This window comes from Gemmata sp. (genome assembly GCF_051859125.1).
GTDB lineage: Bacteria > Planctomycetota > Planctomycetia > Gemmatales > Gemmataceae > Gemmata.
In genome coordinates this window covers 23,533-45,174 of sequence record NZ_JBHYGG010000179.1, presented here as the reverse complement: position 1 = coordinate 45,174, position 21,642 = coordinate 23,533, and the positions used below count along the sequence as shown (strand labels likewise).

19 protein-coding genes and 1 pseudogene are annotated in these 21,642 nt (G+C 70.4%); 9 read left to right on the top strand and 11 right to left on the bottom strand.

The annotated features are described in order from the left end of the window. Window positions 1-2 precede the first annotated feature (2 nt). From ACTIGN_RS16215 to ACTIGN_RS16195, 5 genes are all read left to right on the top strand, one after another. A complete protein-coding gene (locus ACTIGN_RS16215) occupies window positions 3-2,510 on the top strand; it encodes a hypothetical protein (protein WP_439625643.1) in 2,508 nt (835 codons plus the stop codon). A gap of 73 nt (window positions 2,511-2,583) precedes the next feature. Next, window positions 2,584-4,806: a vWA domain-containing protein gene (locus ACTIGN_RS16210; RefSeq protein WP_439625641.1), complete on the top strand. Its 2,223-nt coding sequence runs from the start codon at window positions 2,584-2,586 to the stop codon at window positions 4,804-4,806. A gap of 112 nt (window positions 4,807-4,918) precedes the next feature. After that, complete coding sequence (locus ACTIGN_RS16205; RefSeq protein WP_439625639.1) at window positions 4,919-7,240, top strand: vWA domain-containing protein; 2,322 nt, start codon at window positions 4,919-4,921, stop codon at window positions 7,238-7,240. Window positions 7,241-7,305: 65 nt separating this feature from the next. Continuing rightward, complete coding sequence (locus ACTIGN_RS16200) at window positions 7,306-9,654, top strand: HEAT repeat domain-containing protein (protein WP_439625638.1); 2,349 nt, start codon at window positions 7,306-7,308, stop codon at window positions 9,652-9,654. Window positions 9,655-10,318: 664 nt separating this feature from the next. After that, a complete protein-coding gene (locus tag ACTIGN_RS16195; RefSeq protein ID WP_439625636.1) occupies window positions 10,319-10,963 on the top strand; it encodes a TapB family protein in 645 nt (214 codons plus the stop codon). 3 nt (window positions 10,964-10,966) lie between these two features. Here the strand turns inward: ACTIGN_RS16195 and ACTIGN_RS16190 are convergent, their stop codons facing one another. Then, complete coding sequence (locus ACTIGN_RS16190; protein WP_439625634.1) at window positions 10,967-11,617, bottom strand: hypothetical protein; 651 nt, start codon at window positions 11,615-11,617, stop codon at window positions 10,967-10,969. A 195-nt stretch (window positions 11,618-11,812) separates the two neighbouring features. Here ACTIGN_RS16190 and ACTIGN_RS16185 point away from each other — a divergent pair, with 195 nt between their 5' ends. The 3 genes from ACTIGN_RS16185 to scpB all read left to right on the top strand — a co-directional run bounded on the left by ACTIGN_RS16185 (window position 11,813) and on the right by scpB (window position 14,273). Beyond that, window positions 11,813-12,877 (top strand): tartrate dehydrogenase, encoded by a 1,065-nt coding sequence (locus tag ACTIGN_RS16185; protein ID WP_439625632.1) that lies wholly within the window; start codon window positions 11,813-11,815, stop codon window positions 12,875-12,877. Between the two features lie 155 nt (window positions 12,878-13,032). Continuing rightward, window positions 13,033-13,425 (top strand): hypothetical protein, encoded by a 393-nt coding sequence (locus tag ACTIGN_RS16180; protein WP_439625630.1) that lies wholly within the window; start codon window positions 13,033-13,035, stop codon window positions 13,423-13,425. Between the two features lie 113 nt (window positions 13,426-13,538). Then, window positions 13,539-14,273 carry an SMC-Scp complex subunit ScpB gene (gene scpB, locus ACTIGN_RS16175; protein ID WP_439625629.1) on the top strand — a complete coding sequence of 245 codons (735 nt, stop codon included), beginning with the start codon at window positions 13,539-13,541 and terminating at the stop codon, window positions 14,271-14,273. A gap of 74 nt (window positions 14,274-14,347) precedes the next feature. On the opposite strand, the gene ACTIGN_RS16170 is transcribed toward scpB, so the two are convergent. Continuing rightward, window positions 14,348-15,094 (bottom strand): endonuclease, encoded by a 747-nt coding sequence (locus ACTIGN_RS16170; RefSeq protein WP_439625627.1) that lies wholly within the window; start codon window positions 15,092-15,094, stop codon window positions 14,348-14,350. Window positions 15,095-15,307: 213 nt separating this feature from the next. Between ACTIGN_RS16170 and ACTIGN_RS16165 the strand changes: the two genes are divergently transcribed. Beyond that, window positions 15,308-15,634 (top strand): hypothetical protein, encoded by a 327-nt coding sequence (locus ACTIGN_RS16165; RefSeq protein WP_439625625.1) that lies wholly within the window; start codon window positions 15,308-15,310, stop codon window positions 15,632-15,634. 34 nt (window positions 15,635-15,668) lie between these two features. On the opposite strand, the gene ACTIGN_RS16160 is transcribed toward ACTIGN_RS16165, so the two are convergent. The 9 genes and pseudogenes from ACTIGN_RS16160 to ACTIGN_RS16120 all read right to left on the bottom strand — a co-directional run bounded on the left by ACTIGN_RS16160 (window position 15,669) and on the right by ACTIGN_RS16120 (window position 21,423). Next, window positions 15,669-16,334, bottom strand: coding sequence for a hypothetical protein (locus ACTIGN_RS16160; protein ID WP_439625624.1), 666 nt, complete (start codon window positions 16,332-16,334; stop codon window positions 15,669-15,671). 166 nt (window positions 16,335-16,500) lie between these two features. After that, window positions 16,501-16,806 carry a DUF5678 domain-containing protein gene (locus tag ACTIGN_RS16155; protein WP_439625622.1) on the bottom strand — a complete coding sequence of 102 codons (306 nt, stop codon included), beginning with the start codon at window positions 16,804-16,806 and terminating at the stop codon, window positions 16,501-16,503. A 56-nt stretch (window positions 16,807-16,862) separates the two neighbouring features. Beyond that, on the bottom strand, window positions 16,863-17,294 hold the full coding sequence (locus tag ACTIGN_RS16150) for a type II toxin-antitoxin system VapC family toxin (protein ID WP_439625620.1): 432 nt from the start codon (window positions 17,292-17,294) through the stop codon (window positions 16,863-16,865). Then, window positions 17,291-17,656: a helix-turn-helix domain-containing protein gene (locus ACTIGN_RS16145; RefSeq protein ID WP_439625619.1), complete on the bottom strand. Its 366-nt coding sequence runs from the start codon at window positions 17,654-17,656 to the stop codon at window positions 17,291-17,293. Before ACTIGN_RS16145 ends, ACTIGN_RS16150 begins: the two co-directional genes overlap by 4 nt. Before the next feature lie 114 nt (window positions 17,657-17,770). Then, the gene (locus ACTIGN_RS16140) at window positions 17,771-18,187 is read right to left on the bottom strand and encodes a type II toxin-antitoxin system VapC family toxin (RefSeq protein ID WP_439625617.1); all 417 of its coding nucleotides are present in this window, start codon (window positions 18,185-18,187) and stop codon (window positions 17,771-17,773) included. After that, window positions 18,184-18,639 (bottom strand): helix-turn-helix domain-containing protein, encoded by a 456-nt coding sequence (locus ACTIGN_RS16135; protein WP_439625615.1) that lies wholly within the window; start codon window positions 18,637-18,639, stop codon window positions 18,184-18,186. The genes ACTIGN_RS16140 and ACTIGN_RS16135 overlap by 4 nt, the downstream gene beginning before the upstream one ends. Window positions 18,640-18,679: 40 nt before the next feature. Then, window positions 18,680-19,657, bottom strand: a complete 978-nt coding sequence (nadA, locus tag ACTIGN_RS16130; protein WP_439625613.1) for a quinolinate synthase NadA — start codon at window positions 19,655-19,657, stop codon at window positions 18,680-18,682. A 144-nt stretch (window positions 19,658-19,801) separates the two neighbouring features. Next, complete coding sequence (locus tag ACTIGN_RS16125) at window positions 19,802-20,266, bottom strand: hypothetical protein (RefSeq protein WP_439625611.1); 465 nt, start codon at window positions 20,264-20,266, stop codon at window positions 19,802-19,804. A gap of 161 nt (window positions 20,267-20,427) precedes the next feature. Next, window positions 20,428-21,423, bottom strand: a pseudogene (locus ACTIGN_RS16120) (DUF1559 family PulG-like putative transporter). Between the last annotated feature and the right edge of the window lie 219 nt (window positions 21,424-21,642).

Below are 21,642 nucleotides of genomic sequence, written 5' to 3'. Positions count from 1 at the left end.
CCATGCGACCCTCTCCCGCTCTCCCCGGCCGGCTCGCGGCGTTCGCGCTCGCGCTGGCCGCGCTGCTCCCGACCGCGACACGAACCCGCGCCCAAGACCAGCCCGATAGCGCGGCGGTGCTGGAGAAGGTGAAGGGCGGGGCCGGGCTCGCCAAGGTGCGGGAGAAGCTCGCGGCCGACCCAGTCGGGGCACGCTTCCGCGTCGATGCGTTCGCGCTCAACGACGACAAGGCGCTGAAGGTCACCGGCGCGGCGCTCGTGCCGGGCGGCACCGACGAGGACCGCGCCGAGGCCGAGAAGGCGATCCGTGCGCAGGTCATCGCCGCGGTTCAAGAAGTTGCGGAGGCCAAGGAGTTCAAGGACTTTGAGTTCGCCGAGAAGGCCGCCAGGGGCGACGCGCTGCCGCACGTCGCGCTCCAGAAGGCCGCGAACGAGGCCGGGAAGACCGACCGCGCCGCCGACGAACTGAAGTTCACCGACGCCAAGTTCGACGCCAAGGGGAAGCTCGTCGTGAGCGGGCTCCGCGGCGCGAACCCGAAGGCGCTCGCGTGGGCCGAGGCCGCGCTGCCGAAGGTGCTCGCCGAGAACCCGGCCGCCCTCGACGCCGACGGGAAGGTCGCGGCCTCGCTCGACCTCGCGGCCCCAAAGGCCGGTATCGAGTGGCCGCTCAGCGCGGCGGCACTCCAGAAGGCGCTCGGCGTGTCGCGGGTCCGCGTGGACCGCGCGTTCCTCGTCGCCCGGCCCGCGAAGGCCGACGAGACGAACCCGAGCGGCGCCGCGTGGGCGGTCGCGCTCACCGGCTTCGTCATCGGGGCCGAGAAGCCCGACGCGACCGCGATCGGGGCCGGGCTCGCGAAGGCGTTCGAGGCCGCCGGGTGGCCCGCGGTCAAGGACGCGGACCTCGAGGCGCTCACGGGGGCCGACAACCGGCTCCCCGACCCCGCTCCGCACTTCCAGAAGGCCGTCGCCGAGAAGCCGGGCCTCGACGGCGTCCGCATCGACGCGCGCACCGCGTTCGGCCCCGACGGCACGCTGGTCCTCGCCGGCGTTCAACCGGGCCTCGACGACAAGCAGCTCGGCGAACTCACTCAAACCGTGCGCGGCGTGCTCGCGGCGCTCGCAACGGGGAGCGACGCGAACCCCGCGTACAAGCGGCTCGCGGAGGCCGGCTTGTCGAGCGACAAGCTCGACAAGGTCAAGTTCCGCGAGCTGCACGCCGAGCTGCGGAAGTGGGCGGCCGACAGCCTCGACGACGTGCGCCTCGGCCGCCTGTACTTCGACGAGTCGAGCAAGCTGGTGCTGACGTGCGAGGCACCCGACGAGGCGGTGAAGGCGGCCGTCGAGCGGCAGTTGATCGACCGCGCGACGAAGACGATCCCCGGCTTCAAGGCGGTCGCGGCCGAACCCGTCGCCCCGCCCGTGACCGAACCGAAGGAGCCGGAGAAGAAGGAACCCGAGAAGAAGGAACCGGAAGAGAAGAAGGACCCCAAGGAGCCCGAAGAAAAGAAGGACGGTGCGGAGTCACTCGTCGCGGCGCGGTTCCAGGCCGAGGCACCGAAGGTGGTCAGCGGGGCCGAGGTGCGGTTCACCAAGTTCCCCGGCGGGCTCACGAAGTTCCTCCAGCAGGTCGTCGCGGACCCGAAGAACAAGGAGTGGGACGCGCTCCTCGTCGAGCGCGGGTACTTCGACGCCGACGACCGGTACACGGTCCGCGGGGTCGCCAGCTCGGAGGCGCAAAAGAAGGCGTTCGGCGACTACCTCGCGTCGCTCAAGGGCGACCCCCAGTGGGGGCCGTACTTCGCCCCGAAGCCGCACGCCGTGCCGGACCTCGCGGTCGTTCCCATGCCCAAGCTCGTCGAGCGCGCCCAGCGGGTGATGCCGGCCTACCCCGCGTTCGACGGGATCCGCGTGACCGGCGCGCGGTACGTGTTCGTGGACGACAAGCTCGACCCCGGCCCACGGCTCGTGTTCGACGCGCAGGTGGTCGGCCGCCCGAGCCCCGCAGCGGCCGAGGCGCTGGGCCGGCTCATCGCGGCGGACCGCGCCTTCTACGGCCGCCGGCTCCCGAAGGCGCGCACCGGCGAGCCGCGGCCGGTCGAGATCCGCGGGGCGGCGGCCCCGGCCCCGGGCGACACGCTCAGCAGCGACCAGGTCGGCACCTACACCGAGGGGTTCGGCGCTCTCGCGCTCCAGAAGGGCGACATGGCCAAGGCCAAGGAGTGGATCGACGCCGGCCAGTTGTACGCCCCGCACCTGTCGTCGGTGTGGTTCCTCAGCGCGTACTACCACCACCTCAAGGGGGACGCGGAACTCGCCCGCCGCGACCTGTACCGCACGATCGAACTGGAAGTGCCGGTGGACTTCGACGGCCCGTCGCAGCGCAAGCGGCGGTACCGCGTCGCCAAGGACCTGCAGGGCGAGAAGCGCGACCAAATCGAGAAGCTCTGGCTGACCGCGTGGAAGGACTACCGCGAGGGGGCCAAGCCGCCGGCGTTCGCCGAGCCGAAGTGAGCGAGCGGCTCGGGCCTACACGTCGCGACGTGTGGGCTCGGGCCGCGCCACGTGTCTCTCGGAGGTCCACCCAATGCCCGCGCCGAAGCTGCTCGCCGCACTCCCGAAGCCGGTGCTGTTCGGCCTGTACGGGGCCGTCGGTGGGCTGCTCGGCGCGCTCGTGTTCGGCGAGCCGCTGTACCTCGCGCTCGAACCGCCGAGGGCGGCCGCGGCGCGCCCCGAGCCGGCGGTCGCGGTCGCCGCGTCGCCCGAGGTTCCGGTCGCCGTCAGCGGCACGAACACGTTCGGCGTCGAGGTCGCACGCGCCGAGTTCGACGGCCCCGTGACCGTGCGGTTCGAGGGGCTCCCCGAGGGCGTGGCGGTCGCGCCGGTGACGGTGCCGAAGGGCGCGACGAAGGCGACCGCGACCGTCACGGCCCGCGGCGCGGCGGTCGCCGTCGCGCCGGTGAAGCTGGTCGCAGAGGCAATGGCCGGGGACAAGACCGTGACCGCGACGGCCGCGACGCGGGTGGTGGTCCTCGACCCGTCGCGGCCGCAGGCCGACATCGTGTTCGTCCTCGATGTGACGCAGAGCATGGGGTGGGCGATCAACGGGCTCCGGGACGGGATGGGCGGGTTCGCCGAGCACATGCGGAAGGAGAAGGTCGACTTCCGCGCCGGGGCCGTCGCCTTCCGCGACCTGTTCGCCCAGGAGCCGCTGGAGTCGCTCCGGTTCCGCGGGGCGAAGGGCGGCGACCCGGGGTTCACCGACGACGCGGCCGAGTTCAGCCGCGAGGTCGGGAAGCTGACCGCGGTGGGCGGCGGCGACGACCCGGAGAGCACCCTCGACGCGGTGCTGGCGGCGTGCGACTACCCGTTCCGGAAGGGCGCGACCAGGGTGCTCGTGGTCGTCACCGACAACCCACCGAAGAACCTGTTCAAGCAGGGGGCCGCCACGGACCGGAACCAGGCCGCGCCGCCCGACGAGGTCCGCGAGGTCGCCGACCGGGTCCGGGCCGCGAAGATCGACTTCGTTCACGTCGTCACGCTCCCGCAGGTCGGCGCGTACCGCCCGCTCCAGGACGCGGCGCTCGGCAAGAGCCAGACGTTCGACCTGGGCCGGGTCGCCCGCGGCACCGGGTTCAACGACCTCGTCTCCGACTTCGGCCGCACCGTGGCGACCGCGGCCGCGGCCAAGAACCCCGACGGCAAGTTGCAGGTCGGCGGCGAGGCGGCGACGCCCGAGATCGGGCAGAAGTCGCTGCAATCGAACACCGAGTACGCGAAGGGCTCGAACACCCGGCTCGCGGTGCTGAGCGCGCTGTGGACGGGCGCGGTCGCGGCGCTCGTGTGCCTCGCGCTCGTCGCCGGCCAGCACCACTACCTCCGCGGCACGCTCCCGGCCGCGGCCGGCCTCGCCACCGGGCTCCTCGGCGGGCTGGTCGCGGGGCTGATCGGCGGGGCGGCCGGCCAGGGCGTGTACACGGTCGCCGCCGGCGGCAAGTTCCTGTCGGTCGCGTTCCAACTGGTCGGCTGGGCGATGCTCGGCGGGCTCGCCGGCGTCGGGCTGTCGCTGTTCATCCCGAACTTGAAGCGCGTCCACGGGCTCGCCGGCGGCGCGATCGGCGGCACGGCCGGCGCGGTCGGGTTCATCGCCGTGTCGTCGGTCACCGGCGACGTCGCCGGGCGGCTCGCGGGCGGGCTGCTCCTCGGGTTCTGCATCGGGCTGATGGTCGCGGTGGTCGAGGCCGCGTTCCGGCGGGCGTGGCTCGAAGTGCGGTTCGGCGAGCGCGAGACGATCACCGTGAACCTCGGCCCCGAGCCCGTGAAGATCGGCGGCGACGCGCCGGCCTGCACGGTCTGGGCGCGCGGCGCGGCCCCGCTCGCTTTGCGGTACTTCGTGCGGAACGGCCAGGTGATCTGCGAGGACTCGCCGGCCCGCACCGAAGCGGTCGTGGCCGAGGGCGACGTCCGCGAGGTCGGCAACGTGCGGCTCACGGTGCGGACCGGCGCGGGCACCGCGGCCCCCGTGCCGGCGCGGCCGGTTCCTACCGGGGGACTGACGTCCCCCGCTCGCCCGGCACCCGAACCGGCGCGACCGAAGCCCGCGCCGGCGCCCGAGGAAGACGATCTGCTCTCGATGCCGATGCCGGTCGCCGCTCCGAAGCCGGCCGCTCGCCCGGAGCCGCCGAAGGCACCCGTCGCGGCTCCGAAGCCGGCGGCCGCGCGCGACCCCGATGCGTGCCCGTCGTGCGGCCGCAAGAACCCCGGCCGCCCCGGCGCGCGGTACTGCATGGTGTGCGACAACACGTACTGACCACCCCGAGCGGTTTCGAGTTCCGAGTTTAACGTTTCGAGTTGCGGACGCGCGGCTCACGACTCGAAACGTTAAACTCGGAACTCGAAACTTCACTCCCCGGAGCCGCTCAATGCCCGCGCCGAAGCTGCTCGCCGCACTCCCGAAGCCGGTGCTGTTCGGCCTGTACGGGGCCGCCGGCGGGTTGCTCGGCGCGCTCGTCTTCGGCGAACTCCTCTGGTACCTGCTCCGGCCGCCGGTCGCGACGGCCGCCGCCCCCGAGCCGCGGGTCGCGGTCGCCGCGGCGAGGGACGTCGAGGTGTTCGTGGACGGTCGGAACGCGCTCCCCGTGCAGGTCGCCCGCGGCGACTTCACCGGCCCCGTCTCGGTGAGGCTCGACGACCTGCCCCAGGGCGTGACCGCCGCCCCCGTCACCATCCCGGCCGACAGGACCGAGGGCGAGGTGCTCATGGTCGGAGGGCGGGGCGCGGCCGCGGTCACCAAACCGGTGCGGCTCGTCGCCGAGGCATCGGCAAACGGGAGGACCGCGACCGCCGACGCGGTGGTCAACGTGAAGGTGTGGAACCCGCCGAAGCCGCAGGCCGACATCGTGTTCGTGCTGGACGTCACGTCGAGCATGCAGTGGGCCATCGACGACCTGAAGAACGGCATCGGCACGTTCGGCGACGCGCTCGCGAAGGCCCGCATCGACTACCGGCTCGCGCTGGTCACGTTCCGCGACGTTGCGGTGCCCGGCGAGAAGGTCGAAGTGGCCGAGTTCAGGCCGGGCGAGGCGTTCACCGGCGACGAGGCGGTGTTCCGCGAGAAGGTCGGCAGGTTCGTCGCGTCGGGCGGCGGGGCCGACGTGCCCGAGAGCAGCCTCGAAGCCGTGGCCGAGGCGACGAAGTTGCCGCTGCGGAAGTCGGCGACCAAGGTGGTGCTGCTCATCACCGACGCGCCGCCGAAGGTCGCCGACCAGGGCGGCCGGCACAGCGACGCCGCGATCCCCGCCGCGGTGCAGCGGGCGGCGCAGCTCGTGCGGGCGGCCGGCGTCGACTCGGTCCACCTCGTGGTGCAGCGGTTCGACGAGGACGACTACCGGCCGCTCATGCTCGCCGGTGCGGACAAGTCCGGCGGCAGGACGTTCAACCTGACCGACGTAGTCCGCGGCGACGAGGGGTTCGACCCGATCCTCGCGACGTTCGGCACGGCGGTCACCGAGGCGGCCCGCGCGAAGGTGCCCGAGAGCCGGCCGCAGGTGCCGACCCGCGGCGCCGCGCCAGTGCTGGGCGTGAAGAGCCTGCAGTCGGGCGAGCAGTCCGCGGCCGGAAGCGAGGGGAAGGTGGTGCTCCGCAGCGGCGTGTGGGCCGGGGCGATCGCGGCGCTCGTGTGCCTCGCGCTGCTCGCCGGTCAGCACCACTACTTGCGGGGAACCCTCCCGGCGCTCGGCGGCGTCCTCGCGGGGCTCGGCGGCGGGCTGGTCGTCGGGTTCATCGGCGGCGCGGCCGGCCAGGGGCTGTACCTGTTTGCGCCACAGGGCAGCGTCCTCGGTCTGGTCCTCCAGGTGCTCGGGTGGACGCTGCTGGGCGGGCTCGCGGGGGCCGGGCTGTCGCCGTTCATCCCGAACTTGAAGTGGACCCTCGGGCTCGCCGGCGGCGCGATCGGCGGCGCGGCCGGTGCGGCGGGCTACCTCGCGGTCTCCGCGGCGGGCGGCGAGGTCGCGGGCCGGCTCGTCGGCGGGCTGCTCCTCGGGTTCTGCATCGGGCTGATGGTCGCGGTGGTCGAGGCCGCGTTCCGCCGCGCCTGGCTCGAAGTGCGGTTCGGGGCCCGCGAGACGATCACCGTCACGCTCGGCCCGGAGCCGGTGAAGATCGGCGGCGACGCGAAGCTCTGCACGGTCTGGGCGCGCGGCGCGGCCCCGCTCGCTTTGCGGTTCTTCGTGCGGGATGGTAGTGTGGTGTGCGATGATGCCGTGATGAGGCGCGAGACGGCGGCGGCCGACGGGTTCTCGAAGGAGGTCGGCAACGTGACGGTGACGGTCCGCACCGGGTCGAGCGCGGTCGCGGCACCGCCCGCCCCGCGACCGGCGGCCCCCGCCCGCCCGGAGCCGGCGCGGCCGAGGCCCGCGGACGACGACTACGACGCGCTCCCGATGCCGATGAGTCCCCCGCCGCCGGCACCCGCGAAGGAGCCGCCGAAGCCCCCCGCGCCGCCGGTGCCCCAGGCCGGGGGACCCGCGCCCCCCGCGCGCCCGAAGCCGCCGGTGCCGGCCGCGCCGCCGAGGCCGGGACTCGGGGGGCTCACGCCCCCCGCTCGCCCGGAGCCCGCCGCGCCGGCCCCGAAGCCGGCCGCGCCCGCCGCGCCGAAGGGCCCGGACGCCTGCCCGATGTGCGGGCGGGTGAACCCCGGGAAGCCGAAGCAGCGGTACTGCATGGTCTGCGACAACACGTACTGACGCCCCCACGCACTGGGGTTCCTACAATGGCTCCGCCCCACGTCACCCGCTTCCCGGCACTTGCCATGCGATATCTGTTGTTGCTCGCGCTCGCCGCCGCTCTCGCGGGCTGTTCCAAGAAGAAGCCCCCCGAGCCGGCCGACCCGGACGCCGCTTCGCAGAGGGACGACCCGCCCGGCGACAGCACCGCGAAGGACCGCGCGTACTGGCTCACCGCGCTGAAGAGCAGGGACGCCGCCACCCGCCGCGAGGCCGCCGACGAACTGGTCGTGTGGGTGGGCACCGACCCGGAGACGGTCGCGGCGCTGCTCGACATGCTCAAGGACCGCAGGACCGACGGTGCCGGCCGCACCATCCCCGGGCAGATCAACAGCACCCGGCAGCAGGCGGCCGACGTGCTCTACCGCGGCGGGCCGAAGGGGCAGGCGGCCCTCAAGGAGAAGGGCGTCGCCGCGCTCCGCGAGGGGCTCGCCGACCCCGACCCGGTGATCCGCGAGCACTCGGCGTTCACCCTGGGCTCGCTCGGCACCCTGGCCCAGCCGGCCGTGTCCGACGTCCTCAAGCTCTGCAACAGTTCCGACGCGAACGTCCAGAACGCCGCGTTCGACGCGCTGCGGAACATCGGCGGGGGCGACCCGGTCGAGCTCTCGGCCCTGCTCAAGAGCTCCCGGGCCGACGCGGCCCGGCTCGTGGCCGAGCAACTGGCCCGGTTCCCCGCCATTCCCCCCGAGGCGGTGCCGAACCTCGTCGCCGGGCTCAAGAGCGGTCGGTCCGCGGCCGTCCGCACGGCGTGCGCCGCGGCGCTGGCCCGGGTCGGCCCGGCCGCGGCCCCGGCGGTCGACCCGCTCGTCAAGGCGATCACCGACCACTACCCGAAGGAGGCCGACGCCGCGACCGCCTACGAGCCCGGGTCCGAGGTCGCGTACTGGAACGCGCTGGCGGCGATCGGCGCGCCGGCCGCCGGCCCGACCGCCGGGCTCCTGGCGCACACCAACCCCCACGTCCGCACGGCCGCGGCCAAGACCCTCGGCGAGATCGGCGCGCCGGCCAAGGCGACCGCCTCGAAACTCAAGGAGCGGCTCGCGGACGACTTCGGCAGCGTCGCCATCGAGGCCGCGGTCGCGCTGTGCCGCATCGGGGCCGAACAGGACGCCGCCGTCGCCCTCGTCAAGCGGGCGATGGACCTCGACAACAGCGTCGCGCAGGCGGCCATCGAGGCGATCCCGCGGATGGGCGCCGCGGGCAAGGACCTCGTCCCCGCGGCGCTGGCCAAGCTCGCGAGCGAGAACCCGTTCGCCCGGTACGCGGCGGTCGGCGTGGTCGGCACGCTCCCGCCCGAGGAGGCGGCGAAGTACGCGGCCGACCTCGGCGCCCTGGCCGGGGACAAGGGCACCGGGGCCGGGGCCGACACCGAGACCCGCGCGGCCCGCGACATCCGCCAGCAGGTCGCCGTGGTCCTCCTGAAGCTCGGCCCGGCCGCCGCGCCCGCGGCCCAGGGGCTGGGCCGGGCGATCCCCAAGGAGACCGACGCCGCGCTCCGCGACCAGTTCGTCGAGGTGCTGCTCGCGATGGGCGAGGCCGCCCGGCCGGCGCTCCCGGCGCTGCTCGACCTCGCCGCCGATTCGTCCCTCGCGCCGGACCGCCGGGCGCACCTGTTCGACGTGCTCGTCGCCATCGCCCCGGGCGCCAAGGAGCTGCCGCCGCTGCTCGTCAAGGCGGCCGGCGAGGTCGGGTCGGCGACCCGGTTCCTCGCCGTCGCGACAATGGCCCGCCTCGACCCGGTCCCGACCGACGTGCTCGCGAAGCTGGTCGCGATGGCGACCACCGACCCGAAGACCCCCGCCCGGGTCGCGGCGATGCGGTCGCTGGCCGCCGCGGGAGCGAAGGCCAAGCCGGTCCGCGGCGACCTGGAGCGGATCGCCGGCGGGACCATCCCCGAGTTCGCGCTCTACGCCCGGGTCGCGCTCGCGGGCATTGACGGCGACGCGACCGCGGTGGCCGCCGACGCGCGGGCCGCCCTCGCCGACAAGAACGCGCAGGTGCGGCTCGCCGCGGCCGACGCGCTGTTCCTCCTCGGCCCGACGCCCGCGGACCTCCCCGCCCTCCAGCGGCTGCTGGGCGAGCGGAGCGACTCGGTGCGTGAGGCCGCCGCCCGGTGCGTCGGGAAGCTCGGCCCGGCGGGCAAGGACGCGGTCCCGCAACTCATCCGCATGCTCGACGACAAGGACGCGGCCGTCCGGGGCGCCGCCGCGACGGCGCTGGGCGACGTCGGCCCCGCCGCGAAGGACGCCGCGGACCGCCTGAAGCAGCTCAAGGGCACGGGCACCGGGCGGAAGGGCGACACCGGCGACCCGCTCGCCGGCCCGGCCGCCGCGAAGGCGCTCGAGAAGATCCTCGGCAAGCCGAAGAAGTGAGCCGCGGGGTGGCGCTCTCATTGTCTCGGCGCGGGTGCGCCACCCCTCGCCGATGAACTCCAACTTCGCCAAATCATCATAATTATTGCGGACAAATTTGTATCAGATTGATGCAGGTAATTGCCGCGCCTGTGATTGTGGCCATTCTCTCACCGGCACGATTGGGTCGTTCAAGTGCGATAAATCGCGTCGCCATCCGCTCCTGTGTGGTGTGAAGATTCCGGTTTTGCGGAACTTACCTTGACGCGGTGTCGCCCAATAACACGGTTGTCGTGACTTGATACTTGTGTGATGGCTTTACCGCGACTCGCACCACACGGACGCCGCCCCAGGCTCGCGAAGCTCCTCGCCCGCCTCCGCGAAACAATCGCCCCCCTTGAACGTCGGCCGCTCCGGTGGCTGCCCCTGGTTGTCGAGGGGCTCGAAGACCGCACCGTGCCAACGGCGATCCCGGTAACCGGCCCGAACGGCGGGGCGTGGGTGAAGATCGACACGATCACCGTCTCGACCCGGACCCACCAGACTGCGACGACATCAGCCTGCACCCTATCGATTTATTGATCCCTCGCTCCTGTTTAGGTAAATGTATGGAAGTACCAAGAAGTTTTTTGCACTGACGAGTGCAGCCCGATGCTTGGTTTGATATCCAGGGAGGGAACTGGCAATGCTCCGTGCTATTGTTGGGCTTGCGTTGGCTGGACTGATCGTCGTCAACGTAAGCGTATCGGCTCCTGTTCCTACTCATTTGCTTTCAAAAGAAGCCTCGCTCTACTATCCAGTTCGACCAGTCGCAAAATGGGTTTATCTGGTAGATCGAAAGGGACTAGCTGGAGCCGATGAAGTGGTCCAAGGAGTTGGCACAGTTAGACAGGTTGATGGCGGGCATTTGATTACAGTTTCCACCCACCGACTTTGGAAGCTACCTGTTGTTGACAAGAGAATCTTAGTCACTGGCGGCGGCTTGACTCAGACCGATAGCTACAGCGGCAAGTTGACTGTTCCGTATTGCTTGTTAAAGGTTCCCTGTAAAAAAGGCGACACTTGGGAGAACGACTGCTCGAACGACTTGTCCATTCAGCAATGGGTGCGCACTGTCATCGGCACAGAAGAAGTCGAGGTTCCCGCAGGGAAGTTCACGGCAATTCGAGTTCGCTCGGTGCTTGTATCGAAGCCACGGCAACAGGGTGGCCTTTGTATGCCCGGTCTGGACATCAGCTCTGAAGAGTGGTACGCCCCTGGGGTCGGAGTTGTGAAAGTCGATCGCAGTGGCCTTGCGCCGAATTGGGTGTTGAAGTCCTTTACGCCGTGATGATCACTTCCGGTCGGCGATGACCTGATCCAGGACTTGCTTTACCGCGTCGGCGTCGGTCGCGCCGACGCCGGTGTACTGCCGCCGCGCGCCGTTGCCGCTGATCGGCACCGTCGCCCGGAACGTCGACTCGCCGCCCTCGCGGACCAGCGAGCGGTCGGCGCGGCTCACCCCGTACTTCGTCAGTTCCGCGAAGAGCGGGTCGAGGGCCGGGGCGGTCGGCTCGGCGTCGCCCGCCGGCACCACGCCGCCGGCCTGGCGCAGCGGGACGCGGTTGTCGGGCGGCGTGTCGATCCGCAGCTCTTCGGGGTCGTGGTTCTTGCCGGCCAGCGACGCTGGCGAGCTGGTCGGGCCGGGGTTGAACGAGCCGCGGAACCGGTCCGGGTCGTCGGAGTACCCGGCCCCGCTGCGGGCGGTCGGCGTGGTGAGCGGGTCGCGGCCTTTTGTGGCGCGGTCCGGCAGCGGGACGTTCTGGGGCGGGATGCGGCTCGGGCCGTACACGAGCGGGTCGCGCTGCTTCGGGGTGCCGCCGCTGCCGACGGAGCCGCCGTTGCCGTCGCGGGACTTGCACCCGGACAGCGCGAGCAGCCCCACCAGCCCGGCGGCGACCGCCCGGCGGACGAGGGTTCGGCGTTGCGGGTTCGGCACCGTCATCTTGACCCGCCTCCGTGGGCGACTACACCAGCGAGAGGTTCACCGGCACAGTCCACCACCTACACTCTCACCGACCGGACGCCCGCGGTCCACCTCCGGAGGGCGGAAACTGCCTCCCGGCGGCCTGCGGCGGGTGGGGCGGTTCCCGGTGGGAAAACTTTTCCGACGACATAACCAGGGCGAGGGGCGGGTTCAATGGCGGTTTTCCGGATCGCGGTCATCGGCGGCGACGGCATCGGGCCAGAGGTGATCGACCAGGCCATCCGCGCGGCCGAGGCGGCCGCACGCAAGCACGACGGGGCCGACCTCCAGTGGAACCGGCTCCCGTGGAGCACCGCGTACTACAAGAAGCACGGCCGCATGCTCCCCGAGGACGGGTGGGAGCAACTCAAGCCCCACGACGCCATCCTGTTCGGCGCTGTCGGCGACCCGAGCGTGCCCGACAAGATCACCGTCCACGAGCTGCTGCTGCCGATGCGGCGGAAGTACGACCAGTACGTGAACCTGCGGCCGGCGTACCTGTTCGCCGGGGTGCCCTGCCCGCTCGTCGGCAAGAAGCCGGGCGAGATCGACATGCTGGTGTTCCGCGAGAACACCGAGGGCGAGTACGCGCCGGTCGGCGGGAACCTGTACCCCGGGACCGAGCACGAGATCGCCGTGCAGACCGGCATCTTCACCCGCCGCGGGTGCGAGCGGATCCTGCGGGCGGCGTTCGAGACGGCGCAGAAGCGGCCCCGCAAGAAGCTCACGAGCATCACGAAGTCGAACGCTCAGGTGTGGGGTCTCGGCCTGTGGGACGACGCCTTCGAGGCGGTCCGCAAGGAGTTCCCGGGGGTGCAGAGCAGCTCGCTGCTCGTGGACGCGGCCGCGATGGACTTCGTGCGCAAGCCCGAGGCGTTCGACGTGGTCGTGGCGAGCAACCTGTTCGGCGACATCCTGACCGACCTGAGCGCCGCGGTGACCGGGAGCATCGGCCTCGCCAGCTCCGCGAACATCAACCCGACGCGGAAGTTCCCGAGCATGTTCGAGCCGGTCCACGGCAGCGCCCCGGACATCGCCGGGAAGGGGATCGCGAACCCGATGGCAGCGGTCCTGAGCGCGGCGCTCATGCTGGACCACTTGGGCCTCGCGAAGAGCGCGGACGCGGTGCGGGGCGCGGTGAGCAAGGTGCTGGGCGAGGCGAAGGTGCTGACCCCCGACCTCGGCGGCAAGCACACGACCACCGACATCGGCGACGCCGTGGTCCGAGCCATCGGGTAATGGAGTAAGAAGAGAGTGATCCACAGATTACGCAGAAGACACAGATTTTCGGACAGAAGACCCCGGCTGATCTCTGACTTCTGTCCTCTGATTTCGAATCTGTGTCTTCTGCGTAATCTGTGGATCACTCTCTTCTGGTTTTCACAGGGGCACGAATGCCGACCGGTCCGCAGATCATCCTGACGCTCAAGGTACTAGTCGCAGCGGTGACGGTGCTGCTCGTCGCGTCGCTCGTGGCGCTGGTGCTGAAGAAGCCGCGGCTGCACGGGCGGATCAACACCGTGTTCTTCGCGCTGACGATGGCGACCGTCATCGGGTTCGAGGCGCTGCTCCAGTTCGTGAACGTGTCGGCGACGTTCACCCCCGAGGCCCGCGAGGCGCTGCGGGTCCACCTGTGGTTCTCGGTCCCGTCGGCGGTGCTGCTGCCGGTGATGCTGGTCACCGGGCGGACCCGGCGGAAGTCGGTTCACGTTGCGTTCGGGGTGGTGTTCGCTATCCTGTGGGCCGGCACGTTCGTGACGGGCGTGTTCTTCCTCCCGCACAACTGACGCCGCACGGCGAGCCGGGAGCGTCAGCGACCGGAGCAACGTGAAGCAAAAGACTCCGGTCGCTGACGCTCCCGGCTCGCCGAGGTCGAAACCTTCTCTCGAAGACGACCGCCATGTCGGCCGGCACCCACCCCGACGACCCGCTCCCGATCCCGCTCCCGGACCTGTCGGGCGAGTGGGAACTCGACGCCGAGCCGCTCCTGGAGCCGGACGCGGAACCCGAGCCCGAGCCCGTCGCTCCCGCACCCGCACCAACTCCCGAACTGGCCGCGCCGCCTGCCCCGACTCGGGGGGCTGCCCCCCCCCGCTCGCCCAAGTCCGACGCCACCCCGCCGAGCCCCGAGCAGATCGTCGAGGCGATGCTGTTCGTCGGCGGGCACCCGCTCACGGCCGACGCGGTGTGTGCGGCGGTCCGCGGGCTGACACTTGAGGGGTTCGGTGCGGCGATCGACGCGCTCACCCGCCGCTACCGCGAGCAGCGCCGGCCGTACGCGGTCCTGCCGCGCGAGGGCGGGTTCGTCCTCGGAGTCCTACCCAAGTACCGCGGGCTGCGGGAGCGGCTGTTCGGCGGGCCGCGGGAGGCGCGGCTGAGCCAGCCGGCGCTCGACGTTCTGTCGGTCGTGGCGTACCGGCAGCCGGTCGGCAAGGCGGAAGTGGACGCGATCCGCGGCACCGACTCGGGCGGCATCCTGCGGCAACTCGTGCGGCTCGGGCTGATCGCCGTGCAGCACCGCGGCGAGGCGACGACGCCCGAGGTGCGGTACGGCACGACCCCGCGGTTCCTGACCGTGTTCGGCCTCGCAACGCTCGACGACCTCCCGCGCCTCGGCGACACGGCGCAGGTGTGAGTGGTGAGTGTGAGTGTGAGTGAAGTGCGGCGCGGTGGTTTTGTCTTCTCTCGCACTCACACTCGCACTCAACACTAGCGGGCCGCGAACACGACCTTCTTCGCGGCGCGGTCGATGCCGACGAGGCCGCCGGTCTTCGGGTCGGTTCCGATCCCCTGGCCGGGGAACGGGCACGTCAGCGCTTCCAGTAGCTCCAGTTCCTTCCCGTCCTTCGGCACCTTCAGTCGGTACAGCACCTTGAAGTGGTGGTGCGTCACCAGAAGGGTGGCGCCGTCGAACACGCCGCCCGACGCGCTCATCTTGTCCCAGTCGTCCACGACCGCCTTCGGGAACGTCCAGCGCCGATCTTCTTTGAATCCGTCGGAGTAGCGGATCAACAGCGTCTTCGCGTTGTCGGCCCCGTAGTGCGCGAAGCAGCACCACCAGTGCTTGCCGTCGTGGACGTTCCACACCAGGCTCCCGGGCGGGTTCTTGAACTCGTGGAACACGGACAGCGTGTTCGCCTCGGGATCGAAGACTCGGATGTCACTGGTCTCGGGCGTCTTCGGGTAGTTCGAGTGCGCGCAGTACACCTTGCCGCCGAGCACGAACGCGCTGTTCAGGTGCGTCGCGCCGCCGGCGCTGCCGATCAGCTTGCCGGTCGCGCGGTCGTAGGCCGCGACCGTGGTGCTGCTGACGGCGAACACGCGCGTCTCGTCGGCCGCGGCCGCCTGCGTGGCGTGGTCCGACTTCCGTTCACCGGTCGCCTTCCACCCGGGCTTGAGCGTCAGCTGCGATTCGCCAGTTGCGGCGAACCCGATCAGGACGAGCGCGAGGAACATGGGCGGGCTCCGGGAACTGGGCTTTACGCGGCACGCAGAGAAGCTATCGTTCCGCCCGACCGACCGGAAAGGACTCCGGCCGATACTCCGCACGGAAGCGGGTTCGATATGCGCAGATCTGCCCTGTGGGTCGGGGTGCCGGTGACCGTCGTCGCCGGCGTCGCCCTCTGGTTCACCCTCGTGCCGGGCCGCTCCGGCGCGGGGTGAACCCCCGTGGGCTGCGGCCCCATCGTCGGCGGTCCGCCGACCTTCGACCCGTACTCGCAACCGCGACCGTTCGCTACCCCCCAGCCGTACTACCCGCAACCGCAAGCGTACCCGCAGCCGCGGCCCCAGCCGCGCCCGGTGGCGGTGCAGCCGCAGCCGAGGCCGCAGCCGCGCCCGCAGCCGAAGCGGGTCGAGGTGCTGCCGGACCCGGACCCCGAACCGGTCGCGGTGCGGCCCGTTGCGGTGCCGCCGCCGGAACAACTTGGCATCCGCGTGGCCGCCCCCGGGGTGGTCGTTCCAGCGCCCGACGCGCTGGGGATCACACTGAACTGAGAACACGCCCGCGGGTCGCGACCCGCGGGCGTGTTCACTTCACAAGCTCGAGCACCGCCCACAGCGACGGGTCCTCGGCGAACGGGAAGTCCCAGTTCACGCCGAGGAACTGGTCGCCGAGTTCCTGGTCGCGGACGACGTAGGACACGCCGAGCCGCGGGTGCTCCTGCGGGTCGAACCCGTACAGCGCCGCGGCCGGGATGAACGCTTCGAGCCGGTACCCGCCCTTGACGCGCGCGCCGCGGAACAGCACGTCGCCGAGGTTCGCCGCCGGCGCGTCCTGCTGGGCGCGGTTGATCTTGAGCTGCGCGACGAACGGCTCGTCCTTGTCGGCCCCGCCGCCGGCCGCGAGGAACAGGAAGTGGTGGCAGTACCGGCTCGCGCGGTGGCCCGCCCGCGAGTCGCGCGTGTCGAGCAGCAGCCACAGCCCGTCGCTTGACTTCGGCTGCGCCGCGTCGCCGATCGCGGCCTGCTCCTTGCCCCGCACTTCGACCTGTACCGCGAGGCCGAAGTCGTTCCACGCGAGCCGCACGTCGGCGAAGTTGGTCTGCTCGTCGAGCGCCGCGAAGTTGTCGATGCGTGCTGATTCGGGAAGGTCAACGAGGTGGTCGTGCGCGTCAGTGTCCTGCGGGACGCCCTTGACGTACGGGCACGGGTGCGCGACGCGGACGAGGAAGCGGTTCGGCACGATCGGCGGCATGGCGCGAGTCCCTCCGTGGCGCGGGCGGTGCCGTTACGATAGCCGGACCGTGAACACGCGACCACAGGGGGCGAAAGGGCCGGGGTCAGTCGCCCGTGACCTCAAGTACCCCGCTCGGGCCGTCGAGGACGACCCTGTAGCGGCTCAACACGTCGCGGCCGACGGTCTACATACCCCCCCCGCTACGATCGACGTGCGGGGAGAGGATGTTGACGACCCGCGGCGGCTTGTCGGTCACCAACCGTACCAGGATCTCGACGTAACCGAACGTCTTGTAGGCTTCCTGCGCGACGGCCAGTTTGTCCGTGCCGGAGCCGACGACCCGCCCCTCGTGAACCGCGACGTACTGGTCGCGGTGCGTCTTCAACAACTCCGGCAGCAGCCGCAAAACTGCCTCGTACTCGGCGTCCCACTTGGTCCGCGGCTGCGGGAGGCCGAGCAGCGGCGCTTCGAAGATCGGAACCGGAGTCATTGTCGTCACCCTCCCACCGGGTCCACGAAACGGTTGCGGGTCGCCCAGTTACGGTATCAGTCGGCCCAGTTCCCGAGCTTCAGACCGGGCACGTTCGCGTAGTCCTTGACGTTGCGGGTCACGAGCGTCGCGTCGTGGGCCAAGGCGATGCACGCGATGAGCAGGTCCGGACGACCCGCGTTCTTCAGTTTCTTGTTCTTGAGGAGAACATCGAATCGGTCGGCGGCTCCGCGGGTGACCGGCAGGATACCGAACGGTTCCAGGGAGGTTTCGGTGCGGCGCAACAGGTCGTAAAGGGCCAGGACCGCGGGTCCGTCTGCTGCGGTCGTGATGGCGTTGAACCGCCCGCGTAGAACCTCCACCCGAACAACGGCCGGCACGGCCACCGTGTGTTCGTTCGCCGCGATCACCTCGGCGTACCGGGCCGTCACGCGCGCGTGACCCTTGACCAGGTGCGAGAAGATGTCCGTGTCCAGCGCGAAGGTCACGTGCCTCCCCCGACGGGGTGGCGCTTCCGCTCGCGGTAAATCTCCTCGACCATCGCGTCCAGCGAGTCGTCGTCGGCCAGACACCCGGCAACGGCGAGCATCCTCTCCTTCGACGACAGGTGGCTCACCGGCTCAGGTGGTCGTTCGAAGTCACTGCCCGAGAGCCAAAGCTTGAGAGCAGACCGGAGGAAGCGCCACTCACCCTCTGCGACGCGGCCCGGAAGGCGCCCGCTGAGCGCGAGGCGCTGAACGACGGGTTCGGAGTACCGCAAGAACGCAGCCGCTTCCGGGAGCGTGAGCACCTCGGGCGGCGCGGCGGGCCCGTTCGTAGTCGGCTTCGGTGGTTTGGTGGCCTTCGGCATGGTTCAGTCCCCGTGCGGGTGGTCCTCCGCCACCGGCGCGGCGACCGGCGGGTTCAGGAGGCTGCGGGCCAGCACATGGTTCGCGGGCACAGCGGCATCTCGGGGGTGGTGCGTTCAGTCGGCCCAGTTCTCGAGCTTTAGTCCGGGGATCGCACTGTAATCTTTGGTGTTGCGAGTTACCAGCACTGCATCGTGCAGCAAGGCAATACATGCGTTTAGAAGGTCAGGTACGTCCATATTTCGTGCGGCCTTAGTCCGACGCAGTTCAGCAAAGCGTGCTGCGGCGTCGCCGTCTAATGGGATGACACGAAATTGAGTTAGAAATTCTTCGGTCTGCTGAAGACGAGATTGCATTTGAATAATTGCGTCGGGCATGGTCGCCTTCAGCAACCCGTCCAGGCGCCCGCGCAACATTTCGGCTCGCGTGACCGTGGTAATGAACTCGGAAAGTGGGGCAGCGAGCCGCCGTTCGCGGACACGCGGGTTACCATAAAACAAAAGTGTAAGTATATCTGTGTCGATGAGAATCATGGAGCTTCGTCCTTTTGGGACGGATTCTCGACTTCTTGCTTCCGTAACGTGCGCATCCGCTTGATGAATTCTTCGGCCTCGACGCTTGCCACCTCGCCCCAAGATTCAGCTGCAACGGATGTGCGCCACTCATCTTTTGGGAACGAACCATCTTCGACCCAACCACCGGGCTGGCGGACACGGCGTCCACAGTCTACTCCCGACAGCCAGTTCAACACCGTGCTACGGAGGAATCGCCATTCGCTGCCGATGAGGCGCCCCGGAATATCGCCCCGAGCAACAAGTTGACGGACTGCAGGTTCGGAAACTCGGAGGAGCAGCGCGAGGTCGCCGAGGGTCAGAATCTCCTGGGGAGTTTCAGGTGTGCGGGCAGCGTGAGTCAGAACCTCGTTTGCCAGGGCCAACGAGACCCGTGCAAGTGATTCAACTGAACCTGGTGTTTGGTGCTGCATCTCTCCGGTCTCCCAAAGTGCGGCGGTATTACTGTACGGTTCAGTCGCCCTGGGGATGGAGATTGGCGGCGACCGGCGGGTTCAGGAGGCTGCGGGCCAGCACCTCCTTCGCCCTGTCGAACTCGGGCTGCCACAGGATCTCGGGCCGGCCGTACTTCATGCAGTCGCGGACCTTCTCCAGCGTGTTCCGGGCCATGTGCGGGCACTTGTTGCACGCGCACGACACCCCCGGCACGCCCAGGAACGTGTGCCGCGGGTGCCGCCGCTGCAGGTCCCACATCATGTTCGCCTCGGTCGCCACCAGGAACGTGGTCGGGTCCGCGAACGTGGCGACGTGCCTGATCATCGCCTCGGTGCCGCCGGCGAAGTCGGAGTGCTCCAGCACGTTCCGCGGGCACTCCGGGTGCGCGATCGTCACCGCGGCGGGGTGCTGCCTCTTCATCTTCAGCAGGTCGCCGACGCTGAAGATTTCGTGGACCATGCACGACCCGTCCCACAGGATCATGTCGCGGCCGGTCAGGTCGCGGAGGTACGCCCCGAGGTGCTTGTCGGGCACGAACAGGATCTCGTACCCGGGTGGCACCTTGTTCCGCACCACGTCCTCGGCGTTGCCCGAGGTGACGACCCAGTCGGACAGCGCCTTGACCTTCGCGGAGCTGTTGATGTAGCACACGGTCTGGAACGTGCGGCCGTTGGCCCGGAGCCGCTCCTGCTCGCGGGCGAGCTTGTCGGCCGGGCACGCGTCGACGAGGCTGCACCCGGCCGCGAGGTCGGGGAGCAGCACCTTCTTGGCCGGGTTGAGCATCTTGGCCGTCTCGGCCATGAACAGGACGCCGCAGAACACGATGACGGGGGAGTCGACCTTGGTGGCCTCGCGGGCGAGCTTGAGGCTGTCGCCGGTGACGTCGGCGAGCGCCTGGACCTCGCCCTCCTGGTAGTAGTGGGCGAGGATCGTGGCCCCGATGCGCTTCTTCAGGTCGAGGATTTCGGCGGAGACGTCGTCGAGAACGGCCGGCATGGCGCGGCTCCCTTGTTTTTAGTGTGGCGGAGGGTGAACCCACACAAATTGTTCGCAGCCATTGTACGCGCCGGCGGCCGGGCGGCCGGCAAATCGCGGCCGCCGGCGGGGCGCGGGGGCGGGGCGGGGCCCGCGGCGCGGGCGCTACGGCACCAGTTCCTTGAACCGCGCCTCGTCCACCTCCTCGACGCGGGCGGTCCCGGCGTACACGACGAACCGGCGGCCGCCCACCGCCTCCTGTTCGAAGGCGACGACGGGGCCGTCCGGGATCTTGCCCGGGTGGGCGCCCTTGGCCGGTGGGACCGGCAGGCCGTACCGGACGACGATCGGGCCCTGCGTCCGGGGCGACTTCAGCAGCACCGCCGGGACGGTGATCGGCCCGCCGTCACCGGCCGGGAGCGACGCGCCGAACGCGTTCATCTCCTCGAGGTTCGCGGGCGCGCGGCCCTTCTTCTCGGCGAACAGGGCGTAGAGCTTCTGGACGCCGGTCAGGCGGGTCTGGGTGATCGTCCCGTCCATGGTCACGGCTTCCGGGGGTGGGCGGGAGCACCCCGCAGCCAGGACACACGCCAGCACCACGAGCCCGGTCCCGCTGGGGGAGGTCGTCACGTCGGGTCTCCTCGTCTGTGGTGGGGGCGCCGCGCCAGACCGAATCGCAGGGATTCGTTTCCTTGTTGGTGGGGCAGGCATTCGTGCCTGCCTCCGGACGCCTTCGGAGGCAGGCACGAATGCCTGCCCCACCAAGAGCAACTGATCCACGCGATTCGGCGTCAGTCCCGCCAGGCCGGGTCGATCGGGGCCCCGTCCTGCCAGAACGCCATCGATTCGTAGACCCCGCGGGGGACCCCGTAGCGGAGGCTCCGGACCGCGCCGTCGGCCCAGAGTACGGGCATGGCGCCCGGGTGCGGGGAGCCCGTGATTCGGTTGCTGATGGAACAGTTCTTCTGAAAGTTGTGGTGGTCCCGGTTCGACCACGGGGAGCACCCGTTGTTGGCGTCCACCTGGTAGTCCCCTTCCGGGGTCGGATCGACCTGGTCGATTTGGGGGGAGGCCAGGTCGCGGGCGAAGCCGAGCAGGGCGGCCTGGTGGCCGTCGTCCCGGGACCCCGCCCAGGACGGGTTGTGGCCCATGGTCTGGGCCGACTGGCTGTAGCTCTGCGGGTCCATCCCCTTGTGGGCCAGGAGGAGCGAGTTGCTCGCCCCGTCCGCGGAGGAGACGTCGGCCAGCGTGACCCGCCGCCGGGCGCCCGGGTTGCTGACGTTGATGCTAATCACGTTGTACCCGGTGACCGGGATCGAGAAGATCGCCCGCCGGTTCTGGTCGCGGAACCCGACGTAGTCGAACCCGGCCCGGCTCGCGGACGCCGGGGACCGCCGGCTCGGGCACAGGTACACCGGAACGGGGAGCGTCCGGACCGCGTTCTAACCGATGTCCGTGCCGGCGGTCGCCGCGCCCTGGTCGTACACCGCCGACTGCTCCAGGTACGGGAGGATGCGGACCGTGTAGGGCATCGGCACGGTCCCACTGGTGGCGTTCTTCCGCTGCCGGTACCCGAACTCCGGGAGCGTCCCGAGCGTGTCGTGGTAGGCGTGCGCGGCGAGGCCGATCTGCTTGAGGTTGTTCTGGCACTTCGCGCGGGCGGCGGCCTCGCGGACCTTCTGGACCGCGGGCAGGAGCAGCCCGATCAGGATCGCGATGATCGCGATCACCACCAGCAGTTCGATCAGCGTGAACCCACGCCGATCGCGGTCGGGAGTCGGCGGCATGTGGCCTCCGGGAAGAGGGTGTCCCGGCAGACCCGCGGGCCGAGGGGCCGGAAGAGTGCGGGCTGCTCGGGGTCGGGACACGAGAACTTAAATCGAGAACAGAGAAAGTGAATTCAATCCTATGGCAGTGTATCAAGTATCCGGCCCGGCACAAGCCGCAGATTTTCGCGGCACGCGCCGCGCAGAAGTGCTACGCTGTGCGCTACGCCGCGGCCGCGC